This window comes from Zwartia sp., from assembly GCF_049655405.1.
Classification (GTDB): Bacteria; Pseudomonadota; Gammaproteobacteria; order Burkholderiales; family Burkholderiaceae_B; genus Zwartia.
This window is the reverse complement of record NZ_JBASJR010000013.1, coordinates 410759-436153: the sequence shown is the minus strand read 5'-3', so window position 1 is coordinate 436153 and position 25395 is coordinate 410759. Positions and strand designations below refer to the sequence as shown.

Sequence of the window (25395 nt, the reverse complement as noted above, 5' to 3'; positions counted from 1 at the left end):
AAACTCCTAGGTTTTGTCATGAACAAAGTTGCCGCGTTTTTCCTTAGTCTGCTGCTTTCCTTTAGTTCGATTGCAGCTGAACCGCTTATGTCTGCTCAGGCAGTGCAAGCTGGCATGACTGCCCCCAACACCGTCTTGATTGATATCCGTGATCCAAAGTCCTATGCCTCAGGTCATATTGCGGGGTCTTTGAATGCGCCCTACGGTACTTGGCGCGGTCCCGCGACCAACCCTGGCGAGTTGCCTTCAATCGCTAACTTAAGCAAATTGGTGCAGCGTTTGGGTCTGACGCCCGATACACACGTGATTGTGACTTCCTCAGGCAAAGACGAAACAGATTTCGGGGCAGCTGCACGTGTGTATTGGACACTCAAGGTCCTAGGCTTACAGAACCTGTCTATATTGAACGGTGGCCTCAAGGCATGGCAGGCCGCGGGATTAACGCTGGATAACAAACCTGTGAGCGTGACCGCCAGTTCATTTGTGCCAACGATTAACCAAAACATGATTGCTAGCCGTGACGAGGTGGTTGCTCAAGTCAAGGCAGGTAAGGCGCAGCTCATCGATGCTCGTCCAACAGAGTTTTTTGATGGTTCTACACGCCATACTGCCGCCAAAGTACCCGGTACGCTCAAAGGCGCAGTCAATGTGGAGCATTCAACTTGGTTCGAGCCTAACAGCACCAAGGTAGTTTCATCTGGCGAAGCTAAAAAGCTTCTGTCTTCAACCTCAGTGCAGGCTGATCAAGACACCGTATCGTTTTGTAACACTGGACACTGGGCCGCAACCAACTGGTTTGTTTTGTCCGAGCTCGTGGGACAGAAAAACGTCAAGCTTTACGCGGGCTCCATGGTGGATTGGACACAAGCTGACGGCGCACTTCCTATGGACAATGTCCCCAATCGTTTCAAGCAGTTGTATATTGATGCGAAATTGTGGTTAGCAAAATAAGTATCAAAAATGAAACGAACTCCCCTGAGTCTATTGCTATTCCTGTTCTTTATTTTCCTTGCTTGGACAGTTTCCATTCGCCAAGCAGTTCTGTTTGCTGTGGGCATTGGGATGGGAGCCGCACTAGCGGGTGCGCGCTTCGGATTCACCACAGGATGGCGTCAGCTGATTGAACACAAAGATCCCAAAGGAGTCATGGGTCAGTTAGTACTGCTCGCGGTGGCATCAGCCTTTTCGCTGACGCTGCTCGGACAATATTCTGAACTCACAGCAGCACTCGGTCCGCCAAGTATCAGTTTACTGATTGGTGCTTTTGTTTTCGGTCTGACTATGCAGATTGCAGATGGCTGCGGGTCAGGGACTTTATACAAGGCTGGTCTGGGTATTCCACTCAATATGGGCATTTTGCCTTTATTCGCCTTGGGTAGTTTTCTTGGCTCTGTGCAAGTGGGCGACTGGCTCAAACTCGGACAAATTGAACCGATTGGACTGGTAACTGAGTTTGGTAGCGTGAACGCTTTAGTGATCACACTGATTGGCTTAGCTATTTTTGGCTTCGCGGCAAGACTTTGGGTGGGAAAGGGGCGTACGTGGTGGGATCGTAAGTGGCTCATTGGTGCCTTGGCGCTAGCCGTTCTTGCCGCACTCAATCTCATCATCGCCGGACAGCCCTGGGGAGTGGTCTATGGCTTTGGACTCTGGGCGGCCAAAATAGTCAATGCGGCTGGTTTGTTCGATCCCGCTGCAAATGCCTTTTGGAGTCAGGCGGGCAATGCCCAGCGTTTGAATGAGATGGTGTTGATGGACATCACGTCCATTACAAATATTGGTATTTTGGGGGGTGCGCTGTGGATTTCTGCGCGAGCCTCAACAGACAGTAAACCCTTAACCGCCAAGCAGTGGTTGGTAGGTTTGATCGCTGGATTTTTGATGGGATATAGTTCCCGCTTGGCGTTTGGATGCAATATTGGTGCCATGCTGAGTGGTATTTCAACAGGAAGTATCCACGGTTGGATTTGGGTGCCGCTTGCGTTTGCTGGCACGATGATTGGTGTGCGTGTCCGCCGCCATTACCAGTTTTAAGGATCCAGCACACATGATCCAGTCAACAAAAAAATATCAAGCTCTTTTCTGGGCATGTCTGATTTCATTTCTTGTATGGGATTCCTTGGTTTCACCGCCGGTTGATTTGCGCAATGAACCACCCTTGATTGCGGCAGGTTCCGGCAAGCCCTCAAGCGGTGGACACTGCGCAGTTTCAAAATAAGAAAAGCCGCGAGCGTCATACTCGCGGCTTTTTCTTCAATCAATCCTAGTTTGGATCAAGCGAACATCATCTCCGGACGCGTTCTGGATGCTCGCCATAAGGCGGACCATACATGACTAACACGCGCACAGGTTCAGCGCTCGTGACAGAGAACACATGCATCGTGTCAGCGGGGAAAAAGCAGGTATCTCCAGCTTCCATATCAAAGGACTCCCCATCTACCTCGACATGCGCTGTGCCAGCCAGGAGGTAACACACCTGTTCGAGTCCAGGATGCGCATGGGGCAGGGCACCACCGCCACGCGCGATGGTTCCCAACACGACTTCAATGTGTTTGGCACCTACATTGTCGGCACCAATCAAGCGACGATTACTTGTCTCGTGATGGTTAGCTGGCGAGTAGGGCTGAACACTTGCTTCTTTAATGAGATATTTTGAGGTCATGATCCTAGGACATCCTTATTCGGGCTTTACACCTGCGCCACGCAGCATCTCACCCCAATGCTTGAGTTGAAAGTCCACATATTTAGCAAACTCTTCAGGTGTTTTGGTGGGGTCAAGTTCAAAACCCGTTGCAGCAATTTTTTGTTGAAAATCTTTGTCTGCAAAGACGGCTTGAAGCTCGGCATTCAGTTTGTCCACGATCGGACGTGGTAGGTTGGCTGGACCAAAAATACCGTTCCAAGAGGTTAAATCAAAACCCTTAACTGTGCTGGCAATAGAAGGCACGGCTGGAAAGCTTTGAGATCCCTTTGCTGTTGTGACAGCCAATGTGCGAACACGATCAGACTTAAGTGCACCCATACCCGAACCCAAGTCCACGACGTAGACTTGCACCTGACCTGCAATGAGATCCGTCATGGCTTGTGTGCTGGCTTTGTATGGGATGCCAACGACATCGATGCCAGAGATCCGCTTGATGGTTTCCATGGCGACCAGTGAGGTGCTGTTTGGCGTGGCATAGGACAGCTTGCCTGGATTCTTTTTGGCGTATTCGATCAATTCAGTCAGATTGGTCACAGGCAGCTTAGGATTGACGGCCAAGGCGAAAGGTAGTTCACCCACACGTGCGATCGGCGTAAAGTCCTTGATCGGATCGTAGCTCAGCGTCTTAAACATCCAGGGGTTAGCTGAGTGTGATGTGTTGGTCGTCATAAACAGCGTATAGCCGTCGGGTGCAGCCTTAGCAACGTACTGAGCTGCAATTTGAGCGCTTGCACCTGCTTTATTTTCAACAATAACAGGCTGTTTAATGCGCTCAGACAGCTTTTGGGCGACGTTGCGCGCTACGCCATCTGTGCCGCTGCCTGCAGCAAAAGGAATAACCAGTGTGATCGGCTTGTTAGGATAGGCTTGTGCAAATACACTCGCTGAGAGAGTCATCGCGGCAATGCCAAGCAAGGTTTGTAACTTTTTCATTGATAGATATCCAAGCTCTAAGACGGGCTTACTTTTTAGCATAAGGACCACCTGCCGAGCAGACAAAGAAGTGAGTATCTTCCCTAGGGTGGACATTCATTTGTCAAGACGCATCCTTGTGCCTCGACTTTACTGATAGCAGCCAAAAAGGCACAATCTAAGTATGCCTATACCTTCATACCTCACTGCAGCTTTTTATTTATTCGTGGATCTACCCGACTACGTCGCCAGACGACAAGTTTTACTTGATTTTTGTGAGCGTCGCGATGTGAAAGGGATGATTCTGTTGGCACGCGAAGGCATTAACAGCACGATTGCCGGCCGTCCCGAGGACGTGCATGCAGTTCTGGCGTATCTTCGCTCAGATTCAAAATTTTCGACCCTGCAACACAAAGAGTCTTGGTCAGATCTTCCTCCTTTTCACCGCATGAAAGTCCGTCTCAAAAAAGAGATAGTGACCATGGGGGTGCCAGGAATCAGTCCAACCAATATGGCTGGGACCTATGTTAAGCCCCGTGATTGGAATGCTCTGATCAGTGATCCTGATGTGGTTTTAATTGATACACGGAATGATTATGAAGTCGAGCTTGGAACGTTTACAGGTGCGATTGATCCCAAAATCAAGACCTTCTCCGAACTCGTCAAGTGGGTCGGTGAGGCTGAGGTACTGACCTCTCAAACGGGAAAAAAACCCAAAGTCGCCATGTTTTGCACAGGCGGAATCCGGTGTGAAAAATCAACGGCGCTCATGCGAACCAAGGGCTTTGACGAGGTTTACCACCTTGAAGGAGGCATTCTCAAGTATCTAGAGGAGGTCCCGCCCGAGCAGAGTCAATGGAATGGGGAGTGTTTCGTCTTTGACGATCGCGTCTCAGTTGATCATCACTTACAACGTTCTGGTCGCCAACTCTGCCATAACTGCCGCGATCCGCTTCCTGACGGTGCAATGCAATCACCAGAATTTGAAAAAGGAGTGAGTTGTCCACGTTGTTTTAGCAAAGGTGACGAAGAGCACAAACGTCGAGCTCGTGAGCGTCAAAAACAGTATGAACTTGCGAAAGCACGTCGCCAACTCCATATTGGCGCTAAGATAGCTCCGCATAAATAACACCGCATTAGTCATCACTTTTAGAGGTTGTATGAAAATCAAATCCACACTCGCGGCATTAACCGGCGCTGTTCTGCTGAGCTGCTTGGGCAGCGTAGCCATCGCTCAAGAGTTTCCACCCAATAAGGCTGTGACCTTGTATGTTGGTTTTCCTCCTGGTGGCGCCAATGACATTGCGGCAAGAATTATTGGAAAAAAGCTATCTGAAAATATTGGTCAAAAGGTTGTCGTAGACAACAAACCCGGTGCGGGTGGCAATATTGTGACGGACGTCGTCGCCAAAGGTCCATCAGATGGTTCGGTGATTTTGCTGGGTTCGATTGGGCCACTTTCCATCGCGTCGCACTTGATGAAAATCCCTTATGACCCGGTCAAAGATTTGGCACCACTCGCGATGGGCGGCAGCTTTCCAAACGTGTTGCTGGTCTCTCCCGAGTCCGGTATCAAGAGTTTGAAAGACCTTGTTAACTTGGCTAAAAAAGATCCAGGTAAGCTGACGTATGCCTCGACGGGTGCGGGCTCTGCTTCGCACTTGCAGGGCGAGTTGTTTAATCAGCGAGCAGGCGTGGATATTGTTCACGTGCCCTACAAAGGCGGTGGTGCAGCCATGGTCGACGTGATTGGTAATCGCGTGACGGTGTATTACTCGGCATTGCCTTCTGCGGCACCCCAGATCCGATCGGGTAAGTTGATTCCTATCGCCGTCACGAGCGACACACGTGCGGATATTTTCCCTGATATCCCCACCATTGCAGAGTCTGGTTATCCAGATTTTGATGCTAGAAACTGGTATGCATTTGTTGCGTCAGCCAAGACGCCTCCAGCAATCTTAGATCGTTGGAATCAGGAAATCGTCAAAGTGATTACAGACAAAGAAGTGACTGCCGCCTTGCATTCACATGGACTGACACTTGAGCCAGGTTCGCGCGAGGACTTATCCAAGTACATCGCCAAGGAATCGGCGACTTGGAGCAAAATCATTAAAGATCGCAATATCAAGATCGATAATTAACAGACACCTTGAGTATTGATATTCGTCGTGCTGTTCCTCACACGACGAAAAAAAGGGCGATGCTTGCATCGCCCTTTTTATTTCAAGCACAAATAAAGTTTAGTCTTCAAACTGTCCAAAACGCACTGTAGTCGAGCCGACTTTGACGTTAGACGTCGAAGGCATCACTAGAACAGTATTGTCATAGGGCACGCAAATCGTGTGATCACCGTCAGTTGCCACGACGTCACCCTTCTTGGGTACGACCTCCAGTCCTTTGTATTCTTTATTGAAACGGAAGCCCGTTGATTTGGCAACCACAGCCTCGGTCACTCGGACGATGCGTTGCTTTGCGCAGACTGGTAAGCGCAGTGCAGGTTGTACAAACGCATCATCGACAATATTGAATAAGCGCAGAAAACGCAGCAACGTGTCGTGCGCGACATCGGCTGCAGATTTTTCCCAATGTTGACCGCACTCAATCAACAAACCCGTGCGCGGATCATTGGGCTTGCCAAAACCGCCCCGCTCAATCATGCGTAGACCTGCAGGATGCCCAGTATCGATCAGCAAAAACTCAGGTAATCCGACACGCTTGGATAACGCGGCACTTTTCTCGCCGCCTTGGCCCGTTGCACCGCACACCATAATCGGTGCGCACGGCTCAGACATCGAATGAATGTCGAGCAGATAGTCTGCCGCATCGACAAAAGGCTGCAGGACGCGTGCGCGACGCAGTTCAGCAGAGTCACGCGCGCCGAACAATACATCGTCTCCCCAAACACGATTGAAGTCCTCATCCACGTAACGACTTGCGCTTGGATTTTCAGGATCCCAGCGTGAATAGGCCAGCGTGTTTGCAAAGGCAATCGTCAAGCGACCGGCATTGGGTTTAACCTGCTGGCGCAGAAACCAGTCCACCGCAATCGCGCCACAAAACTCATTGCCATGGGTCAGTGCCTGCACCATGACATGTGGACCTGGGCGACCAGAGTCAAAGCTCCAAATAAAGGGCACACCAGTATTGGAGTGCTCCCACGCGCTGATGTCAGGTGCTTGAATTTCAATAGGATAGGGTTGTTTCATTTTGTTACTTTTAAAAATTAGTGGGGCTCGTTGAGATGGCAAGCTGACTGACGTCCTGGGCTGATTTCTCTGAGCACCGGCGCTTCGACAGAGCATCGTGGCATCGCATGCGGACAACGAGGATGAAAGTGACATCCCGAAGGCGGCGCGAGCGGGGAGGGGATTTCTCCTCTAATCGGCACAAAACTGCGATGCTTACGATCGATGCGAGGGATTTCTTGGAGCAAGGCTTGGGTATAGGGATGATTCGGTTCGGCGAAGAGCTCCTCGGTAGGCGCAATCTCTGCGACACGTCCGAGATACATCACAACTACACGATTAGACAAATGTCTCACCACGCCTAGGTCGTGGCTAATAAAAAGATAGGTCAGACCCAGTTCGTCGCGCAAATCCATGAACAGATTGAGGACCTGCGCCTGAATCGACACATCTAACGCTGCAACGGCTTCATCGCACACCAAAAACTCTGGCTTGACGGCGAGCGCGCGGGCGATACCGATGCGGGCACGTTGACCTCCTGAAAACTGGTGAGGGTAACGTTGCATGTACGAGGGATCAAGGCCAACGCGCTTGAGCAGGGCCGCGGTGTAGTCGCGTTGTTGCGAGCTATCCACCAAACCATGTACCCGCGGCGCTTCTCCAACAATATCAATCACACGCATACGAGGATTGAGTGAAGCAAATGGATCCTGAAAAATGAGCTGTACAGGACGCCGAACACCGCCTTCGCTTTCCAGGGGCTGGCCGCGATAACGGACGGTGCCTTCGCTTGGGGTGTAAAGCCCACAGCCAAGTCGTCCGAGCGTTGATTTTCCACAGCCAGACTCACCGACTAAACCTACAACCTCACCCTGATTGATTGTAAAGGTAACGTTATCGACAGCATGTACGGTCTGTTCTTGAACGTTGGAACCAAATACACGGGCAATTTTTTCAAACACATCGAGTTTCTTGCCAAAACGCTTGGATACTCGATCAAAGGCTAAAAGTTCGGTCACGCTAAGCTCTCCGTTGAAGCCGTGGAAGGCTGCTGAACGATCGGGTTCCAACAACGTGTGCTGCGAGAACCGATTCCCACCATCTCGGGCATTTGCGCACAGGCTGGAAGAACACGCGTACAGCGCGCTTCGAAGGCGCAGCCTGCACCGAGTTGCATAATCGAGGGCGCCGAACCTGGAATTTGACGCAGCCGTTGACCTGGAGTCGTGGTGGCTGGCACAGAGTCGAGCAGGCCACGCGTATAGGGATGGGTCGGGTTGCTGAGCACATCTTCAGCCAAACCATGCTCAACGATGCGACCTGCATACATCACCGCGATTTTATCGGCCAGACCGGCCACGACAGCGAGGTCGTGTGTGATCCAAATCAAGGCAGTGCCAGACTGACTGACTAGTTGTTGCATTTCATACAAAATTTGTCCCTGTACCGTCACATCCAAGGCGGTAGTCGGTTCGTCCGCGATGATGAGATCGGGCTTATGCAACATCGCGATCGCAATCGCCACACGTTGACGCATGCCACCAGAGAATTGATGCGGATATTGACCGAGCCGTTCGCTGGGTGAGGCGATTCCGACTTTACCGAGAACTTCGACACAACGCTCGCGCGCAATCGCTCGGCTGACAGACTCGTGCGCCAGCACGGTTTCAATCATCTGCGTTTCAACGGTCAAGACGGGGTTAAGTGTCATCATCGGATCTTGAAAGATCATCGCGATACGACGGCCTCGCAAGCGACGTAGAGTTTCCTCGTCGGCACCCACTAGCTCTTGTCCGTCAAAGACAATGCTGCCGCGGGCAATTTTTCCTGGGGCATCAACCAGACCCATGATTGAAAAGCCTGTGACAGATTTACCTGAACCAGACTCCCCAACCAAGCCCAGCACTTCGCCGCGCTTAAGCTCTAGGGAAACATCCGCTACAGCAGGCAAAATACCGTCGCGGGTTAAAAACTCAGTGCGTAGGCCTTTGACCGTTAACAAAGCGCTCATCGTGACAACCTCGGATTCAAAATATCACGTAATTGATCGCCAACTAAATTGATCGCCAAGATAGTGATGAGCAACGCGATGCCGGGATAAACGCTGATCCAGTATTTACCTGAAAGCAGATACTCGTAACCGTTTGAAATTAACAGGCCAAGCGAAGGCTCCGTCGCAGGCAGGCCCAGTCCCAAAAAGGAAAGGGTGGCTTCAAGCGCAATCGCATGGGCGACTTGAACCGTGCCGACCACAATCAATGGTGCCATTGCATTGGGCAATAAGTGACGCAGGACGATGCGTGAGCCTTTGAGGCCGAGTGAGCGCGCGGCTTCAACGTATTCTTTGCCACGTTCAACTAACGCTGCAGAGCGGGCTGTACGTGCGTAATAGGCCCACTGAACGCTGACGAGAGCAATGATGATCTTGTCTACACCTTTGCCGAGTACCGCCAGCAAGACGAGTGCAACCAAAATCGCTGGAAAGCCCAGTTGAATATCCACCAGACGCATGATGATTTGTTCAAAGCGACCACCAAGGTGTGCCGCCAGAACGCCCATCACACTCCCGATGACCAGCGCAATAATGCCGCTGGTGAGACCGACATAGAGAGACACCCTCAAGCCATAAAAGATCGCCGAGACCATGTCGCGACCCTGACCATCCGTTCCCAATAGATACGTCTGTCCATTGAGTCCTTTTTCTCCAGGTGCGAGTCGCGCATCCATGAGGTCAAGAGAGGCCAGATCATACGGGTTTTGCGGTGAAATCCACGGCGCAAACAGCGCGGTAAACATCACCACGACCAACATGACCAGGCCAACCATGGCGACTGGACTTTCGGCAAATTGGGTACAAAGTCGCTTAAAAGGGGTTTGCACCTTGGCGACTGCTGCGATGGCTTCGCTCATCAGTGTTGCTCCGAAATACGCACTCTTGGGTCGAGCAGAGAGTAAAGAATATCAACCACCAAATTAATAATGATGTACATGGCCACGACTACGAGTAGATAGGCGACCACAACGGGACGATCTAGCTGGAAAATGGAGTCAATCACCAGCTTGCCCATGCCGGGCCAGGCGAAAATAGTCTCGGTCACAATGGCGTAAGCAATCACGGAGCCAAGCTCAAGACCGATGACAGTCACCAAGGGAATTAAAATGTTTTTAAGCAAGTGCACGCCGACCACACGCGAAGATTTCAGTCCTTTGGCTCGCGCAAATTTTATGTAATCCAGCAAGCTTTGTTCTCGCGTTTGAGCGCGGGTGAGTCGAATGATGAGCGCAAGCTTTAAGAGCGCAAGGTTTAACGCAGGGAGTAGGGCGTACTTCAGTCCCTCCCAGCTAAAAATAGAAAGCTGTAGACCAAATACGTCTGTCGTCGGGCCACGTCCGGTGGAGGGGAGCCATCCCAGCGTGACGGCAAAACACAAAATCAGCAGCAAGCCCACCCAGAATGTCGGTAATGAGAAACCAACAATGGAGCTTGTCATGATCAGTCGAGAAAACGGAGAGTTTGGCCTCAGCCCAGCATAAAGACCGAGCGGTATCCCTAGCAAAACGGAAATCAACATCGCCAGAACGGCTAACTCCATCGTGGCGGGCATTCTTTCAAAAATAATTTCGAGCGCAGGTCTGGCGTATACAAACGAGTTGCCGAGATTACCTGTGAGCGCGCCTTTTAAAAAGATAAAGTATTGCTCGACCACCGGCTTGTCTAAGCCGAGCGCGACGCGAGCGCGCTCTTTCTCAATTTGGTCCGCCTCAGGGTGTACCAAAATTTCAACGGGATCTCCAACAAGATAAAGACCCCCGAACACCAACATTGACGTGATAAACAACACCAACAAGGACTGTGCCAAACGACGAAGGATAAAAGCGGTCACTGGTTACAAGTCCTTAGTTGGTGTTGAGAGAGTAGAGAACGAATTACTTTGCACGTGTCACGAATTGTGCGAGTGTGTACTGATCCGCACGACCGCCATATTGAACACCTTTGCGTGAGGCCCAAGTGCTGACCTCATAGTGCAGAGGAATCAAACCTTGCAGTTCCATTGCTTTTTCGCTCGCGAGCGCTAATGCCGCATCACGCTGCTTGTCATCAATAATCACAATGGCTTTGGCGATCAATGCATCAAGCTCAGGGCTGGAAAAACGACCGCGGTTGGCGCCACCCATGCCTGCCTTGGGGTCATTAGTCGCAAGCAACGCACGCAGTGGGGAGGATGTATCGCCCGATGCAGCACCCCAGCCTGCCAGGATCAATGAAAACTCCATTTTGCTCGCGCGTGAAAAGAAAATGTTCGATGGCATTGTGTCGACCTTGGTCGGGACGCCATTACGCGAGAAGAACTGAGCTACTGCTTGAGCGGTTGCGCCGTCATTGATATAGCGGTTATTCGGTGAATGCAGCGTGACACCGAAACCATTGGGGTAGCCGGCTTCAGCCATAAGTTTTTTTGCGCCTGCAGGATCATACGCATCAGGCTTTAGCTTTTTACTGGTGCCGAAAAAGGCTTCGTCAAGCAACTGTCCCGCGGGGATTGCTTGTCCTTCCATGACGCGTGACACGATCGCATTGCGATCAATCATCTTGCTGAGTGCACGACGCACGCGCGCATCAGTCAGAGGGTTGGCCTCCATGGGCTTGCCGTCAGCAGTCGTGATGAAGGGCGAGTTGGTTTTGCGGTTGCTGTCCATGTGCAGATAAATCATACGGTTTGAAACAGCGTTCGAAACCTCAATGCGTTTGTCTTTTTTGAGCTTTGCGGCATCGGCAGTCGGGACACCTTCGACCATATGCACGTCCCCAGAAAGCAGGGCGGCGACACGTGCGGGCGCGCTAGTAATGATGCGAAAGGTCACTTTGTCCCAATCGGGTTGCTTGCCATAGTAGTCTTTGTTACGCGTCAGAATGACACGATCACCCGACACATACTGTTCAAAGCGGAAAGGACCTGTGCCAATCATAGCTTTGCCAGAATTGAAGTCTTCTGTTTTGGCAGTTTCTGCAATGGCTTTGGGCACAATCGCCACGGATACCATGTCGGCTGGCAGGAGAGGATAAGGCTCTTTGGTTTTAAAGCGGATCGTATGCGAATCAACAATATTGACATCTGTGATCGCGCGCACGAACACAGCAAATGAAGCTGGGCTGTTCGGGACGTTAGGAATTCGCTTAATAGTTGCCGCTACATCTTCAGCAGTGAAGGGTTCGCCGTTGTGCCACTTCACACCTTTACGTAGCTTAAATTCCCACTCAGTATCTGAGATTGCTTTCCAGGACTCAGCCAAGCCGGGGTAGGTCTTGAGCGCAGGGTCTGTTTTGACTAGCGTCTCAAAGACGTGCGCGGCCATGCCGTTGTTGGGAGTGAGGTTATGGAAGTGTGGGTCGACTGTCGTGACAGGGGTTGAAAGTGCGATGACCAGGTCTTTGATTTCTTGAGAAAAAGAGACTGTGGACCATCCTGCCGTCAAGGCAACAGAGGCGGCCAACGACGCACCGACCAATAACCGGCGCACCGGGTTCATACTGAATTTTTGTGCTTTAGATGCAGTCATGACAAAGATCCCAGATCAAAGTGGTAACGGGGATCAATATAGCGGCTGGTCAAGCAAGTGACAACCGTATTGTCTAGTGGTTTCCACTATCTAACTTTAGTGACGCGTTGTAGGTATAGAATCAGGGTGTCCATTTTTAACTTTGTTCAGGCTTCAAACATATGAAACTTTTTACTCCCACCCAATTAGGTGCATTGACGCTCAAAAATCGTGTCGTGATGGCACCATTGACGCGTATGCGAGCGACCGAGGGTGACGTGCCTGGCGAGCTGGCAGCTGAGTACTATAGCCAGCGTGCGAGTGCGGGTTTGATCATTTCAGAAGCGGCCCAAATTTCAAATTTAGCCAAGGGTTATCCCGCAACACCAGGCATTTACAGCGACGCTCAAGTAGCTGGCTGGAAAAAGGTGACCGATGCAGTGCATGCCAAAGGCGGCAAAATGGTGTGTCAGCTCTGGCATGTCGGCAGGATTTCACATTCCTCACTTCACCCCGCTGAGGGGCTACCAGTCGCCCCGTCAGCCCTTGCTCCCACTGGAAAGGTGTACACCGCAACGTGGCAGCTCGCTGAGTATGAGACACCACGCGCCTTGAGCGTGGAGGAAATTCCTGCCTTGATCGCTGATTACGTTCACGCCGCACAGCAAGCAAAAGCAGCAGGTTTTGATGGCGTTGAGGTGCATGGCGCAAATGGTTATTTGTTGGATCAGTTCTTGCATGACGGCTCTAACAAGCGCGACGACCAATATGGCGGCAGTATTGAAAATCGGAGTCGTTTGTTGCTTGAGGTGTTGCAGGCGGTTATCGGCGTATGGGGTGCGGATCGTGTTGGTGTACGTTTGTCACCCTATGGCACTTTTAATGATATGTCTGACCGTGACACCTTGGGTTTATTTACCTATGTGGTTCAGCAGCTCAATCCGCTTGGCTTATCCTATCTGCACCTGATTGAGCCACGCTCAACCTTGGCGGGCGGCACGGACAAGGTGGCCGAAGGTCAGCCGAGTACGTCCAAACTTTTTCGTCCGCTTTTTCAAGGCAAGATTATTGCTGCTGGAGGCTTTAATCGCGAAGGCGCTGAGGAGTTCGTCAGCGAAGATCTTGCGGATGCCATCGCCTTTGGCCGCTTGTATATTTCAAATCCTGATCTGCCTGAAAGGTTGTTGGCTAACGCGCCCTTAACACCCTATGATCGCAAAACTTTTTACGGCGGTGACGCAAAAGGTTATGTGGACTACCCCACGATGACTTAAATATTGATCATAAAAAAGGAGCCTGAAACATCATGTCCGATATTTTGTTGCAATCCAGGGTCGATGACATCGTGACCTTGACGATTAATCGTCCTGAAAAGCTAAACGCGATGACCAAGCCCTTGTGGGGTCAACTGGGTGATGCGATCGTGGCGTTGTCCGCCCAAGATGATGTGCGTTGCATTATTTTGCGTGGTGCCGGTGAAAAAGCCTTTTCTCCTGGCAATGACATTAGCGAGTTTGAAACGCAGCGATCCAATCAGGCTCAGGCAACTGAGTACGGACATTTCATGCATCAGACCGTCAACAAAATTAAGAGCTGCCGTCATCCGATTGTGGCGCAGATTCACGGTATTTGCGTGGGAGGGGGGTTGGAGATTGCCTCCCTCGCGGATCTGCGGATCTGCGGTGCTTCAAGTCGTTTTGGCGCGCCCATCAAAAACCTAGGTTTAGTCATGGCCTATGACGAGATGGAACCCATCGCGTCTTTAATCGGTGCATCCAAGGCCCTGGAGATTTTGCTCGAAGGTCGCATTTTTGATGCGCAAGAGGCGTTGCGCATCGGACTTGTCTCAAGAGTCGTGCCAGATGATCAGGTTGCGGCCGAAGCCATGGCAACGGCACAACGTATTGCGTCGGGTGCGCCGCTGGTGGCACGTTGGCACAAAAAATTTGCACGTCGGTTGGCAGATCCCGCGCCACTGACTGCGCTTGAGCGCGCGGAATGTTTTGAGTGTTTCGATACCGAAGACTTTCGTATCGGATATCAATCATTTTTAGCAAAACAGCCGCCCAAATTTACCGGCCGCTAAGCCCGCCTACAAATTGTCGACAGTTTGAGAGCAAGGTGTCGCTGGCTTTGGCCAGCAAGCCTTGGTCCGAGCCGAGCCCAACCATTTTGTAACCCCATTCGATATAACGCTGCGCATCCGCCTCAGAGGCGGCCAAAATGCCAATCGACTTACCGTACTTCGCTGCAATAGCGGGCAGGGACTGAATCGCCTTTTGTACCTCTGGGTGATGCTGTTGACCTAAAAACCCCAAGCTGGCGGCCATGTCATTCGGGCCGATAAAGGCACCATCGACCCCCTCGACACTGATGATCGAATCAAAGTGTTTGACACCATCCGCCGATTCAATCTGAACCAACACACAGAGCTGCTCATCCGCGGTCTGAGCATAGTTCGCCACACGGCCCCAGCGATTCGCACGCTGTTGACCAGCAACGCCTCGGATGCCTCGATGTGGGTAGCGCGTGGAGGAGACGATCTCTTGCGCTTGAGAGGCAGACTCCACATTGGGCAAAATCAGTGTGCGCACGCCCATGTCTAGGTATTGTTTAACCAAATCCTTATCAAATTTGACGAGACGGACCGCAGGCTCTAGGTTGTAGCCACCCAGCATTTGCAACTGCGTCAGAACTGTGTGCATATCATTGGGTGAGTGCTCCATATCAAGCGTCAGCCAGTCGTAACCAGAACCCGCCACAATTTCCGTAGAGTAGCTACTCGATAAGCCACACCAAAGTCCCAATTGAATTTGCTTGTTGTAGAGGGCTGCTTTGAGGGTGTTTTGTTTGAGCGTCGTCATATGTGTGTCTTTTCTTTTATGATTGATTCACAAGATGGTAAAACACAATGCAGGACTTTACAAAAATAGTTTAAGAGGCGCGTTCGGTGGATAAATTAGAAAAATGGCGGGGTTACGTCCCCGACGAAGAATTAGAAACGTATAAAAAGGGTGGCTTTGGTGAACGCATCGGGATGGGCGAACGCGTGGCCTTACTCAATGTCGACACAACCTATATGTTTGTCGACCCTGCTTATTCGATGTGTGGCAGAGATATGACGACTGTGACGGATGCAGTGACCGCACTCACTCAGCAATTTCGTACACTCAATCTACCCATCTATTACAGTCGTCGCGATGATCGCAGTCATCCTACATATCGCGGTGTTTGGAACTACAAGCTTGCCGCACCCGATGCCTTTCAATATCACAGCGATCCGCGAGCAGATCAGTGGCCTGATGCGTATGCGCCCAGACCCATTGATCGCATCGTGCTTAAAAATAAACCGTCGTGTTTTTTTGGAACGCCCCTTGAGTCTTTTCTCCGTTATGACGGGATTGACACGATTGTGGTGTGTGGGATTTCTACTTCGGGCTGTGTGCGAGGCGCCGTGTCAGACGCCTTTGCGCACAACTTTAGAGTGATCGTGGTCGAAGAAGCGTGCGGTGACCGTAGTCCTCAGGCCCACAAAGCCAACTTATTTGATATGGATATGAAGTCCGCAGACGTGGAGTCACTTGCTTATGTGCAGGAGCTGCTCAGTGCAAAGTTTGCATGAGCAGCGCAGAGAAACTAGCCTGATTAGCGATGCCAAGTCGTAAAGGCATCGACCTCCATTCTCGTGCTCTGATAACTGTTGATGGGCGCCTCCATATCTGGATAGCCGAGCGACATGGCGACAATCAGTTTCTTGCTGAAGGGCAGCCCCAGACTCTCTCGAATAGCGTCTGGATAGCCCGACACAGACGCCTGCATGCACGTCCCGAGCCCCGCGCCGTGAGCGGCCAAGGTAAAAGATTGAAGAAATAAGCCCATATCCAGAGTCGACCAGTGCTCGAGAGACTCATCCATAAAAAAGAATACAGCGCAGGGCGCACCAAAAAACTTAAAGTTTTGCATGCGAAGCTCATTGCGAAGCTTACTGTCGTCACGACCGATTCCTAGCGCGTTAAAGCGCCTCGTGCCATGGTCTTTGGCGCGAAAATCCATAGCCGCAGGCCAGGACTCCGGAGCAGGGAAGTCATACTGGGGCGCGGTATTGTCACTGGCAATTTTAAAAAGCTTCTCAGCCAAAGCGTCACGCGTCTTGCCAGTCACAATCGAGACTTCCCAAGGCTGAGTATTTTTATACGAAGGACTGCGTCCCGCCGCTTGCAACACTTCTCTGAGTAAGGACTCTGGAACCGGAGTCTGTTTAAAGCCACGGATACTTTGGCGCGTATTGATGCCTTGTAATACATCCATCTTAGTGTCTCCTGACTATTTTTCTGCGAGGATTGTAGCGATGGTTTACAGTATTAAACGAAATATTGATCCTTGGAGACTAAAAATGCGTTTTCCCTTTACCCGCACGCTCTTGGCCACTGCGACCCTGCTAGGCGCTACCTTAGCCCATGCCGCGTATCCAGACCGCAACATCACCTTGGTTGTGACCTATCCTCCGGGCGGCACCGCGGATCGTGTAGCCCGTCTCATTGCCCCCGAGCTTGCTAAAGAGCTGGGACAAAATGTGATCGTAGACAATCGTGGTGGTGCGGGAGGCATGATTGGTGCAGCCTATGTCGCCAAAGCGGCTCCAGATGGATACACCATCATGCTGGATGCGGCAAACCATACGCAAAATCCCGCCTTACGCAAGATGCAGTTCGATACGCTGAAAGATTTTTCCTCCGTCATGCTGTTGCAGCGCGTCCCGAATATTTTGGTTTCTAGCCCAACCTTTCAAGCCAAAACGGTTCAAGAGCTGATCAAACTGGCAACGCCTAAAACCCCTGTTGTGCATTACGCCACCTCCGGTGCAGGTAGCGCACAGCATTTGGCAGGTGCGTTGTTCAACGCCTTGGCTGGCACGCATCTTGAGTCAGTCCATTACAAAGGTGGTGGCTTGGCGATTACTGATGTGATGTCTGGTCAGGTTCCGCTTGCCTTTGCCACTGTTGGCACGGCTCTCCCACAGATCAAGTCAGGCAAGCTTAATGTGATTGCCTCGGGCGGAGAAAAGCGTTCTGCCGTTTTGCCGGATGTGCCCACGATTGCTGAAAGCGGTGTCAAGGGCTATTCGAGCTACGAATGGAATGCCATCTTTGCGCCTGCGGGCACTCCAGCGGCAGTGATTGAACGATTGAACAAAGCCTTGGTCAAGGTCATGCAGCAGCCCTCAGTCAAGGCGGGTATTGATGCGTTTAGCGGCGAGATTATTGCCTCGTCGCCACAGCAGCTCGAGGATTTCCGTCGTGCTGAACTGGCCAAATGGCAACGTGTCGCCAAAGAGTACAACATCAAGCTCGATTAATGAGAACAAGGGCGTCTATTGCACGCCCGGAATATCAAGCACTGTAGGCAAATGGCCTGTTGTCGCGAGAAACCGTTTTAGCTCTGGCTGCGGGATGACAACAGTCTCGGTATTGATTAAAGGGTGCGCTTGAATTGCTTCTGCATTCCAGATTGTCTGATCAATGACGAGTTCTACGGAATTTGACAGATCATGAATCAGGCTCAGGACACTCACTGAGCCTGATTCAACACCCAAGTGTTGGCGCAGGCGATCCGTTGAGGCAAAGCCGAGGCGTCTCATGCCTAAAAGCGCACTCAGCTTGTCCAAATCAATCACAAGCTTGGGCGGCACAATCACTAAAACGTGTCGAAGTCCCTTTTTGTCTCTCAAAAATAAATTTTTATTGCGTGTGCCTGGTAAGGCGGGCACCAACGCTTCGAACTCGGCGCACGTTTGAGTCGCGCGATGCTCAAATCTGGTGAAATTAAACCGATGGGAGGCGAGGAACCGTGAAATCGTCATGTTGAGGTGAAATCATTCCTGACAGAGGGGTGCTGGATTCTATGTCCGGAAGCCGATAAGGCGCCTCACAAATCCTGTCACGTGACCTGGGCCTCAAGACGTACTGAGTGCATAGAACACTCTACAATAGACACCTTGTTTAAAAGAATTGGAATCTCACCATGTCCGGTCCACTTTCGCATATCAAAGTCCTTGATTTATCCCGCGTCCTGGCGGCTCCCTGGGCGGCCCAAAACCTTGCCGACTTAGGTGCAGATGTTATTAAGGTTGAGCGCCCCGTGAAAGGCGATGATTCACGTGCATTTGCGCCGCCTTTTTTGAGAGACGAGCAAGGGAATACGACTCGGGAGTCGGCTTATTTTTGCGCAGCCAATCGGGGCAAACGCTCTATTACCATCGACATTTCCAAGCCCGAAGGCCAAGCGCTGGTGCGAGAGCTTGCGAAAAATGTAGATGTGATTCTTGAAAACTATAAAGTTGGCGATCTTGCCCGTTACGGACTGGGCTACGAGGACATCAAGGCCATCAACCCTGCGATTATTTATTGCTCTGTGACAGGCTTTGGTCAGACGGGGCCTGAAAAGGATCGTCCTGGCTATGATTTTATGGCCCAAGGCATGGGCGGGTTGATGAGTGTCACGGGTGAGCGCGATGACCTCCCCGGCGGTGGTCCGCAACGCGTCGGAGTGCCGATCATTGATTTGACGACAGGCATGTACGCAAGTGTTGCGATTTGTGCCGCCATCGCAAATCGCGCTGTTACAGGCCAAGGCCAATGGATCGACGTTTCCTTGCTCGATTCCTGCGTCGCGTTTCTCGCAAATCAGGCGATGAATTACTTTGCGACAGGCGAGGCTCCAAAGGCCATCGGCAATGCGCACCCCAATATTGTCCCTTATCAGACGTTCAAAACGTCGGATGGTGCTTTGATTCTCGCCTGCGGAAACGATAATTTATTTAATAAGTTCTGTGAGATCGCTGACTGTGTCCATCTCTCCAAAGACCCGCTGTATTCGACCAATGGTGCACGCGTTAAAAACCGTGAAGCCATCACCAATATTCTCAATGACATTTTTCTCACGCGGACAACACGTGAGTGGGTCAAAATGTTGGATGAGGCTGGTGTCGCAAATGGACCCATCAATAACGTGGCACAGGTTTTCGAAGAACCCCAAGTATTGGCGCGCGGCATGAAAATCGAACTGCCACACGCAGTGGCGGGTACGGTGCCCTTAGTTGGCAGCCCGATGAAGTTTTCCGAAACGCCTATCAAACACGAAATGCCGCCTCCTGCGCTCGGGCAGCACACGGACGAAATTTTGCTGTCAGTTTTAAATAAATCGCAGGATGAAGTCACTTCGCTCAAGACGAAGGGCATTGTTTAATAAAAAATATATTCAAAAAATAGCAGGGGAGACAACATGTACGACTTGATCATTAGACAGGCTCAGGTATTTGACGGTTTGGGTCATCCAGGAAAAATCGCTGACGTTGCGGTTCTAAACGGTGTGGTGGCTGAAATTGGTGCGGTCACAGGATCCGCTAAACAAGAGGTCGATGCCAAGGGTCTGTCCTTAATGCCAGGGATTGTCGATTTGCACACGCACTTCGATGCCCAGGTCACCTGGGACCCCACCATGTCACCCTCGCCGGCGCTTGGTGTGACGACTGTCGTGATGGGAAATTGCGGTTTTGGCATCACCCCTTGCCCAGCAGAGCACCGCGAGACCATGATGAAAAATCTCTCGGTTGTCGAGGGGATGGATCTCAATGCCCTGTTGAGCGGGATCAATTGGAATTTTGAAACCTTCAAAGAGTATATGGATCAGTTGCGGGCGACCAAGCCCTATCTGAATACAGCGCTCTTTGTCGGCCACTCGGTAGTACGTACCGCGGTGATGGGACCTGCAGGCTCTGAAAAGGTCACTCCATCGCCTCAAGAGCTTGAGGCGATGTGTCAGTTAGTGCGTGAAGCCATGCAAGCAGGAGCGATTGGTTTCGCTTCGTCATTTTCGCCAAATCACAGCGGCTATGGTGGCATCCCCATGCCTTCGACGATCGCGACTGAGGAAGAATTACTCGCGCTCTCAGGCGTCATGAAAGAGTTCGACAAAGGTGTCTTCATGATGGCGACAGGTGCACGCGCGACGCCTGAAGTGATTGAAAAAGTGGCGGCCAACAGCGGTCGTCCTGCTTTTATTTCAACCGTCTTGTCGATGTACAACCCTGCGACTCCTGATCTTGCCATCACCTATTATGAAAAGGCCGAGCAGGCGCGCGCGCGTGGCAATGAGGTCTACATCCTGACAAGTTGCCAGCCGCTTTCGTTTGACTTTACGCTCGAAGAACCCTATCCGATGTATAGCCACTCTGCTTTTGATCGGGTCAAAAATCGCCCGGCTGCAGAAATCCTAAGCGCCTACAAAGATCCCGCCTTCCGCCAGCAATTCAGAGAGAATCTTAAAAACCTCAAACCCGGCATTTTGTTCCTCGGCGATTGGAAATATCTCGAGGTGGGTGAAGTCTCACTTCCTGAGCATGCTGCGCTAGAGGGGATGACGTATGAGGCGCTTGGAAAAAAATGGGGCATGGAGCCACTGGATGCTTTCTTTGAGTTAGCTATCAAAGAGAACCTGAAAAATCACGTCATTGGAAAGTTTTTCAACCATATTGACGCAGGTGTCGCCCCTTTACTCAAACACTCATCCTCTGTCGTGACTTTGTCGGATGCCGGTGCCCATTTGATCTATATGTGCGATGCGGCCTTTGGCTTGCATTTCCTTGGACACTGGGTGCGTAAGACCGGAGAATTTACGCTCGAAGAGGGGATTCGCCGTATTACCAGTCATGCTGCGGATCGCTTCAAGATTCCGAATCGCGGGCGTTTAATCAAAGGTGCGCCAGCGGATATGCTGTTGTTTGATCCAAAAGAGGTGGGGATGACCAAGCTTGAAACCTTGCATGATTTGCCAGGTGGTGGTGCACGCAAGGTGCGTTCAGGCACTGGTATACATGGTGTCTGGGTCAACGGCTGCATGGTGCATGATGGCAAAGATTACGTAAAGCTCGCCGAAGGTCCGGGGCAGGTGATTGATTCATTTTTGCAATAGCGACTTGGGCTTCTGACGATGATCCTTTCAACATACGAAGACGGAGTGTTATGGCTTGCGTTCAATCGCACGAGCGCGGCCAATTCTCTGAATCTTGAGATGTACGATGCTTTGCATGCCGCCATGTCTGGTGCGATGGCAGATCCAGCGGTCAAATGCATTGTGTTGACCGGCGAAGGTCACAAGGCATTTTGTGCCGGAGCTGATTTAAAAGCCTTCTCTGAACTTGGCCGTGAGCAGGCAGAGCTCAAGCATCTTGATTTACTGGATCGCTGTTTTGGAGATCTTTTAACGTGTGGCAAACCTGTGGTGGCCTGTGTGCAGGCTGCCGCCGTGGGTGCTGGCTTGATGGTGGCGGCGCTGTGTGATGAGATTGTGATGTCAGAGCAGACGTGGGTGTCTTTGCCTGAGGTGTTGTTTGATATGCCGACACCAATCGGTGCGGCAATCGTTTCACCACGTGTGAGTCACCGCCTGATGCATCGATTGGTCCAGCTTGGTGAGCGCGTAGGTGCCTCGGAGTGTCTGTCGGAGGGCTTAGCTTCTTTAGTCGTACCCGCTGAGCAACTATTAGAGGTCACGCGCGCCCGTGCAAAGGCTTTGGCAGTCATTCCTAGTCACGCTTATGCCCTGAATAAGCAGTGGATCAATCAGCGCACACGAGGAGCGCTTGCGAATGCATCTCTTCTCGCCCGTTCAGTCATTGAACACTCTATAAACAGTCACCTGACTTAGCCTCCTGCTGGTATCGTGATGCGATACCAGCATTGCTCACCCTTAAGGGTTGCTAATGACAACCTTGCCAAAGTGTTTTTGCTCTTGCAGATGTTGATATGCCAGTTTGGCGTCTTCAAACTTAAATACTTTGTCTATCACCGGGCGCATTTGATTGACATCGATTGCCCGAAGCATCGCCTCAAAGCTCTGCCGACTGCCGACCGTAATCGACCGCGTTGTGATCGATCGCCCACGGAACAGTGCGGGATCAAGCTGTTGTCCCACTCCACCCAAGATGCCGACCTGCACGACATGACCACCGATCGCAGCTGACTTGAGTGAGCACGCGAGTGTGCCTGGTCCTCCGACCTCGACAACAAAGTCTGCACCACGACGACCCGTCAAACGCATGACTTCTTGGTCCCACTCTGGATGCGTGGTGTAGTTAATCACCTCATGCGCGCCCAGTGCGCGTAGTTTGTCGGCTTTTGCATCGCTAGAAGTGGTGGCGATGACTCGCGCGCCAAACATACGTGCAAACTGCATCGCAAAGACTGACACACCGCCCGAGCCCAGCGTCAGCACGGTATCACCAGGCAATAGCTGGCGTTGATCTGTCAGACAGCACCAGGCCGTCACGGCGGCGCAGGGCAAGGTTGCCGCTTCTTCAAAGGAAAGATGTGCCGGAATCTTGACCACACCTTGCTCATTGAGCACGACAAACTCGCTCAACATGCCATCAATGCTGCCGCCCATGTCCGTAGAGAGATGCTCTGCTGCAATATGTCCGCCCATCCAGCCTTGGAAAAATGCACCTGCTACGCGATCACCGATTTTGATGCGTTTGACCGCTGAGCCGACCGCGACAACTTCGCCTGCACCATCCGACAAAGGAATGACGCGTGGACGAGGCGGTACGCGATACGAGCCCCGCATCACCATCAGATCACGGTAGTTCAGGGCATTGGCGCGCACACGAATGACAACATCTTGAGCGCCAGGTGTGGGATCCGCCTCTTGGTTGAGGGAGAGGTTGTCTAAGCTACCCGTTTTTTCTAGACGATACGTTTTCATGAATGAGATCCGATATTTTTTTGATTAAATTCTTGGTCGCGCAACACGCGGCGCATGATTTTTCCCGAGGGATTTTTAGGCAGGCTTGCGACAAATTCGATCTGTCGCGGGTATTTATAAGGTGCCGTATGACGTTGCACATGTTGTTGCAGCGCTTGAACTAATTCTTCACTAGGTGCAAAGTTTGGATGCAGGACGATGAACGCTTTGACGATTTCACCTCGCTCAGGATCGGGACTCGCGACCACTGCACTTTCTGTCACGGCTGGGTGTTCAATCAGTGCATTTTCAACTTCGGTTGGACCAATTCTGTATCCCGCCGAACTAATCATGTCGTCGCTTCGTCCGGCGTAAAAAAGATAGCCCTCCTGATCTCGAGTGGCAAGATCACCTGTCAGCCAATAGTCCACGCCGTGAATGCTGCGAATATTTTGACGTGTACGAATGGGGTCATTCCAATACCCCAGCATAAATTGTGGGTTGGGTAGACGCATGACGAGATGGCCGACTTGGTTCGGTCCGAGCAAAGTGTTCTCTTCGCTGAGAATTTCAAAATGTGTACCTGGAATCGGTTGACCCATGGAACCCGCTTTAACGGGTAAACAGGGGTAGTTCAGTACCGTCATCAGCGTTTCCGTCTGGCCATAACCATCGAGTAAGGATGACCCCGAGCAAGCCTGCCATTGATGGACGATTTCAGGATTAACGGTTTCACCCGCGGAAACACTCAGGCGAAGCGCACTCAGGTCATAGGCGTCCACACTTTCATTGACGAGGTGCCTAAATTCTGTGGCCGGTGCGCAAAACACTGTGATGCGATACTGAGCGAGTAAACGAAGCCGCTCGCGTGGATCAAACTTACCGTCATAAAAAAATACGCAGCTTCCTTGGCTCCATGGCCCAAATAAAATACCTGTCCCCGCTTTTGCCCAGCCTGTATCCGCGGTACACCACTTGATATCGTCCTCTACCAGTGTTTGCCACCATGCGGCAGAGAGGCGCCATGAATAGATGCCCCGAGTTGAATGCAGCACGCCTTTGGGTTGACCAGAAGAACCGGAGGTATAAAAAAGAAGGGCAGGTTCTTCTGCAGTTAAAACGGCACACTCGAAATCAGAGGACTCTGTTGCACTGAGGCTCAGGGACGTCCATGCGGGATCTTTGGTGTCTTCAACACTCAGGCGAATCGCGACCGAGGAGCAAGAATCAAATTTATGCGTGTTCGCAGCAGTGGTGATGGCCGCAATCGCTCCAGAGTGTTGCACTCGAAAAGCCACATCTTTTGCGGTCAGCATTTCAATGCAAGGGATAGGAATCGCCCCAATTTTCATGCAAGCAACCAGAGCAATTTGCCACTCTGGGATGCGCGGCAGCATGACAAGGACGCGATCGCCTTTTTTTAATCCTTTTTTTGTCAGCAAATTTGCGAGCTGATTCGTGAGGCAACGAATGTCGGAGAAATTAAAACGTCGCTCCTCACCAAGAGCGTTGCACCAAATCAAAGCAGGTTTATCGTGCCTTGCAGCTTGGGCATCGACGACATCTTTCCCAAAGTTAAAGGTCTCTGGAATCGCCAAGGCAAAACTGCGCACGGTCTCGGCGTAGTTTTGCATGGCGTTCAGGCGCATGGGAGCCTCTCAGTTCAGTGATTGAACATCAATCATCAAACAATGGTGAGCACGTCTTTGACAGGCAGGCGAGGCTTTTGCGGCCAGTTGCCAGGCGCCGAATACCCAACTGCGATAATCATGGCAGGGATGTCGTTGGCTGACAAATTAAACTCTTTTGCCACACCTGCTGGATCAAAGCCAATCATCGGTCCACTGACCAATCCCATCCCTTCTGCAGCAAGCATAAGTGTCATGGCACCCATCGAAGCGGAGCGGACGGCTTCGTCGCGCTGACGTTCTGGATTGCCCTCGTGTCCATCATGGGCCATTTGCACCCAAGCATCTGCCATGGACTGTTCGAGCAGTCCGGATGCCACGGAGGGCTTAAGGGCATTGGCGAGACCTTTGTGCGCTTCAAGTTTGCCGCACACGATAAAAGTCACAGCCGCATCGACAATTTTTTGTTGACCATAGGCGACCGCTTTCAGACGTTCTTTTGCCGCTAATGATTGCACGGCAATGAATTTCCAATTTTGAAAATTAAAGGCTGTGGGTGCGCGTGTCGCGAGTGTGACAAGCTCTTCGATCTGTGCGGTCGTCAGCGTTTTGGCTGGATCGAACATATTGGCGGAAATACGCTGTTCAATGGCTTGTTTGATCGTAATTGTCATGTTTAGACTCAAAA

The 25395-nt window shown here is 51.4% G+C and carries 26 protein-coding genes; 12 read left to right on the top strand and 14 right to left on the bottom strand.

Features of this window, described 5'->3' with window-relative positions:
* Nucleotides 1–18 precede the first annotated feature (18 nt).
* Genes WBJ47_RS13500 through WBJ47_RS13490 form a run of 3 tightly spaced genes read left to right on the top strand, consistent with a single transcriptional unit; the run spans nt 19 to nt 2218 of the window.
* On the top strand, nt 19–951 hold the full coding sequence (locus WBJ47_RS13500; protein ID WP_422243247.1) for a sulfurtransferase: 933 nt from the start codon (nt 19–21) through the stop codon (nt 949–951).
* 9 nt (nt 952–960) lie between these two features.
* Nucleotides 961–2034, top strand: coding sequence for a YeeE/YedE thiosulfate transporter family protein (locus tag WBJ47_RS13495; protein ID WP_424585327.1), 1074 nt, complete (start codon nt 961–963; stop codon nt 2032–2034).
* Between the two features lie 13 nt (nt 2035–2047).
* On the top strand, nt 2048–2218 hold the full coding sequence (locus tag WBJ47_RS13490; protein ID WP_422243617.1) for a hypothetical protein: 171 nt from the start codon (nt 2048–2050) through the stop codon (nt 2216–2218).
* A gap of 66 nt (nt 2219–2284) precedes the next feature.
* Here the strand turns inward: WBJ47_RS13490 and WBJ47_RS13485 are convergent, their stop codons facing one another.
* Nucleotides 2285–2662, bottom strand: coding sequence for a cupin domain-containing protein (locus WBJ47_RS13485; protein ID WP_422243616.1), 378 nt, complete (start codon nt 2660–2662; stop codon nt 2285–2287).
* A gap of 15 nt (nt 2663–2677) precedes the next feature.
* Nucleotides 2678–3637 carry a Bug family tripartite tricarboxylate transporter substrate binding protein gene (locus WBJ47_RS13480; protein WP_422243615.1) on the bottom strand — a complete coding sequence of 320 codons (960 nt, stop codon included), beginning with the start codon at nt 3635–3637 and terminating at the stop codon, nt 2678–2680.
* 163 nt (nt 3638–3800) lie between these two features.
* Between WBJ47_RS13480 and WBJ47_RS13475 the strand changes: the two genes are divergently transcribed.
* Both WBJ47_RS13475 and WBJ47_RS13470 read left to right on the top strand, forming a co-directional pair.
* A complete protein-coding gene (locus tag WBJ47_RS13475) occupies nt 3801–4745 on the top strand; it encodes a rhodanese-related sulfurtransferase (protein WP_422243614.1) in 945 nt (314 codons plus the stop codon).
* Between the two features lie 31 nt (nt 4746–4776).
* Nucleotides 4777–5757, top strand: a complete 981-nt coding sequence (locus tag WBJ47_RS13470) for a Bug family tripartite tricarboxylate transporter substrate binding protein (protein WP_422243613.1) — start codon at nt 4777–4779, stop codon at nt 5755–5757.
* A gap of 99 nt (nt 5758–5856) precedes the next feature.
* Here the strand turns inward: WBJ47_RS13470 and WBJ47_RS13465 are convergent, their stop codons facing one another.
* Genes WBJ47_RS13465 through WBJ47_RS13440 form a run of 6 tightly spaced genes read right to left on the bottom strand, consistent with a single transcriptional unit; the run spans nt 5857 to nt 12360 of the window.
* Nucleotides 5857–6822: a succinylglutamate desuccinylase gene (locus WBJ47_RS13465; RefSeq protein ID WP_422243612.1), complete on the bottom strand. Its 966-nt coding sequence runs from the start codon at nt 6820–6822 to the stop codon at nt 5857–5859.
* A 17-nt stretch (nt 6823–6839) separates the two neighbouring features.
* Nucleotides 6840–7820 carry an ABC transporter ATP-binding protein gene (locus tag WBJ47_RS13460; protein ID WP_422243611.1) on the bottom strand — a complete coding sequence of 327 codons (981 nt, stop codon included), beginning with the start codon at nt 7818–7820 and terminating at the stop codon, nt 6840–6842.
* On the bottom strand, nt 7817–8812 hold the full coding sequence (locus tag WBJ47_RS13455) for an ABC transporter ATP-binding protein (RefSeq protein WP_422243610.1): 996 nt from the start codon (nt 8810–8812) through the stop codon (nt 7817–7819). The genes WBJ47_RS13460 and WBJ47_RS13455 overlap by 4 nt, the downstream gene beginning before the upstream one ends.
* Nucleotides 8809–9711: an ABC transporter permease gene (locus WBJ47_RS13450; RefSeq protein ID WP_422243609.1), complete on the bottom strand. Its 903-nt coding sequence runs from the start codon at nt 9709–9711 to the stop codon at nt 8809–8811. The genes WBJ47_RS13455 and WBJ47_RS13450 overlap by 4 nt, the downstream gene beginning before the upstream one ends.
* Complete coding sequence (locus tag WBJ47_RS13445; RefSeq protein WP_422243608.1) at nt 9711–10685, bottom strand: ABC transporter permease; 975 nt, start codon at nt 10683–10685, stop codon at nt 9711–9713. Before WBJ47_RS13445 ends, WBJ47_RS13450 begins: the two co-directional genes overlap by 1 nt.
* A 43-nt stretch (nt 10686–10728) precedes the next feature.
* A complete protein-coding gene (locus WBJ47_RS13440) occupies nt 10729–12360 on the bottom strand; it encodes an ABC transporter substrate-binding protein (protein WP_422243607.1) in 1632 nt (543 codons plus the stop codon).
* A 161-nt stretch (nt 12361–12521) separates the two neighbouring features.
* Between WBJ47_RS13440 and WBJ47_RS13435 the strand changes: the two genes are divergently transcribed.
* Together WBJ47_RS13435 and WBJ47_RS13430 are read left to right on the top strand one after the other, a co-directional pair.
* Complete coding sequence (locus tag WBJ47_RS13435; protein WP_422243606.1) at nt 12522–13613, top strand: alkene reductase; 1092 nt, start codon at nt 12522–12524, stop codon at nt 13611–13613.
* Nucleotides 13614–13645: 32 nt separating this feature from the next.
* Nucleotides 13646–14425, top strand: coding sequence for an enoyl-CoA hydratase/isomerase family protein (locus tag WBJ47_RS13430; protein WP_422243605.1), 780 nt, complete (start codon nt 13646–13648; stop codon nt 14423–14425).
* Here WBJ47_RS13430 and WBJ47_RS13425 read toward each other — a convergent pair.
* Nucleotides 14412–15203 carry an HpcH/HpaI aldolase family protein gene (locus WBJ47_RS13425; protein ID WP_422243604.1) on the bottom strand — a complete coding sequence of 264 codons (792 nt, stop codon included), beginning with the start codon at nt 15201–15203 and terminating at the stop codon, nt 14412–14414. The two genes, WBJ47_RS13430 and WBJ47_RS13425, sit on opposite strands and share 14 nt — an antisense overlap.
* 86 nt (nt 15204–15289) lie before the next feature.
* Between WBJ47_RS13425 and WBJ47_RS13420 the strand changes: the two genes are divergently transcribed.
* On the top strand, nt 15290–15961 hold the full coding sequence (locus WBJ47_RS13420; RefSeq protein ID WP_422243603.1) for an isochorismatase family protein: 672 nt from the start codon (nt 15290–15292) through the stop codon (nt 15959–15961).
* 23 nt (nt 15962–15984) lie between these two features.
* On the opposite strand, the gene WBJ47_RS13415 is transcribed toward WBJ47_RS13420, so the two are convergent.
* Nucleotides 15985–16647, bottom strand: coding sequence for a nitroreductase (locus WBJ47_RS13415; protein WP_422243602.1), 663 nt, complete (start codon nt 16645–16647; stop codon nt 15985–15987).
* Between the two features lie 85 nt (nt 16648–16732).
* Here WBJ47_RS13415 and WBJ47_RS13410 point away from each other — a divergent pair, with 85 nt between their 5' ends.
* Nucleotides 16733–17695, top strand: a complete 963-nt coding sequence (locus WBJ47_RS13410; protein ID WP_422243601.1) for a tripartite tricarboxylate transporter substrate binding protein — start codon at nt 16733–16735, stop codon at nt 17693–17695.
* Between the two features lie 15 nt (nt 17696–17710).
* Here the strand turns inward: WBJ47_RS13410 and WBJ47_RS13405 are convergent, their stop codons facing one another.
* A complete protein-coding gene (locus tag WBJ47_RS13405; protein ID WP_422243600.1) occupies nt 17711–18199 on the bottom strand; it encodes a prolyl-tRNA synthetase associated domain-containing protein in 489 nt (162 codons plus the stop codon).
* Nucleotides 18200–18360: 161 nt separating this feature from the next.
* Here WBJ47_RS13405 and WBJ47_RS13400 point away from each other — a divergent pair, with 161 nt between their 5' ends.
* From WBJ47_RS13400 to WBJ47_RS13390, 3 genes are read left to right on the top strand one after another with little or no spacing between them, the layout of a single operon-like run.
* Nucleotides 18361–19584, top strand: a complete 1224-nt coding sequence (locus tag WBJ47_RS13400) for a CaiB/BaiF CoA transferase family protein (RefSeq protein WP_422243599.1) — start codon at nt 18361–18363, stop codon at nt 19582–19584.
* 36 nt (nt 19585–19620) lie between these two features.
* A complete protein-coding gene (locus tag WBJ47_RS13395; protein ID WP_422243598.1) occupies nt 19621–21309 on the top strand; it encodes an N-acyl-D-amino-acid deacylase family protein in 1689 nt (562 codons plus the stop codon).
* Between the two features lie 18 nt (nt 21310–21327).
* Nucleotides 21328–22044, top strand: a complete 717-nt coding sequence (locus WBJ47_RS13390; protein ID WP_422243597.1) for an enoyl-CoA hydratase/isomerase family protein — start codon at nt 21328–21330, stop codon at nt 22042–22044.
* 42 nt (nt 22045–22086) lie between these two features.
* Here the strand turns inward: WBJ47_RS13390 and WBJ47_RS13385 are convergent, their stop codons facing one another.
* Genes WBJ47_RS13385 through WBJ47_RS13375 form a run of 3 tightly spaced genes read right to left on the bottom strand, consistent with a single transcriptional unit; the run spans nt 22087 to nt 25381 of the window.
* Entirely contained in the window at nt 22087–23100 is a 1014-nt protein-coding gene (locus WBJ47_RS13385) for a zinc-dependent alcohol dehydrogenase family protein (RefSeq protein WP_422243596.1), read from the bottom strand.
* On the bottom strand, nt 23097–24728 hold the full coding sequence (locus tag WBJ47_RS13380) for an acyl-CoA synthetase (RefSeq protein WP_422243595.1): 1632 nt from the start codon (nt 24726–24728) through the stop codon (nt 23097–23099). Before WBJ47_RS13380 ends, WBJ47_RS13385 begins: the two co-directional genes overlap by 4 nt.
* Nucleotides 24729–24763: 35 nt before the next feature.
* Complete coding sequence (locus WBJ47_RS13375) at nt 24764–25381, bottom strand: nitroreductase family protein (protein WP_422243594.1); 618 nt, start codon at nt 25379–25381, stop codon at nt 24764–24766.
* Nucleotides 25382–25395 lie beyond the last annotated feature (14 nt).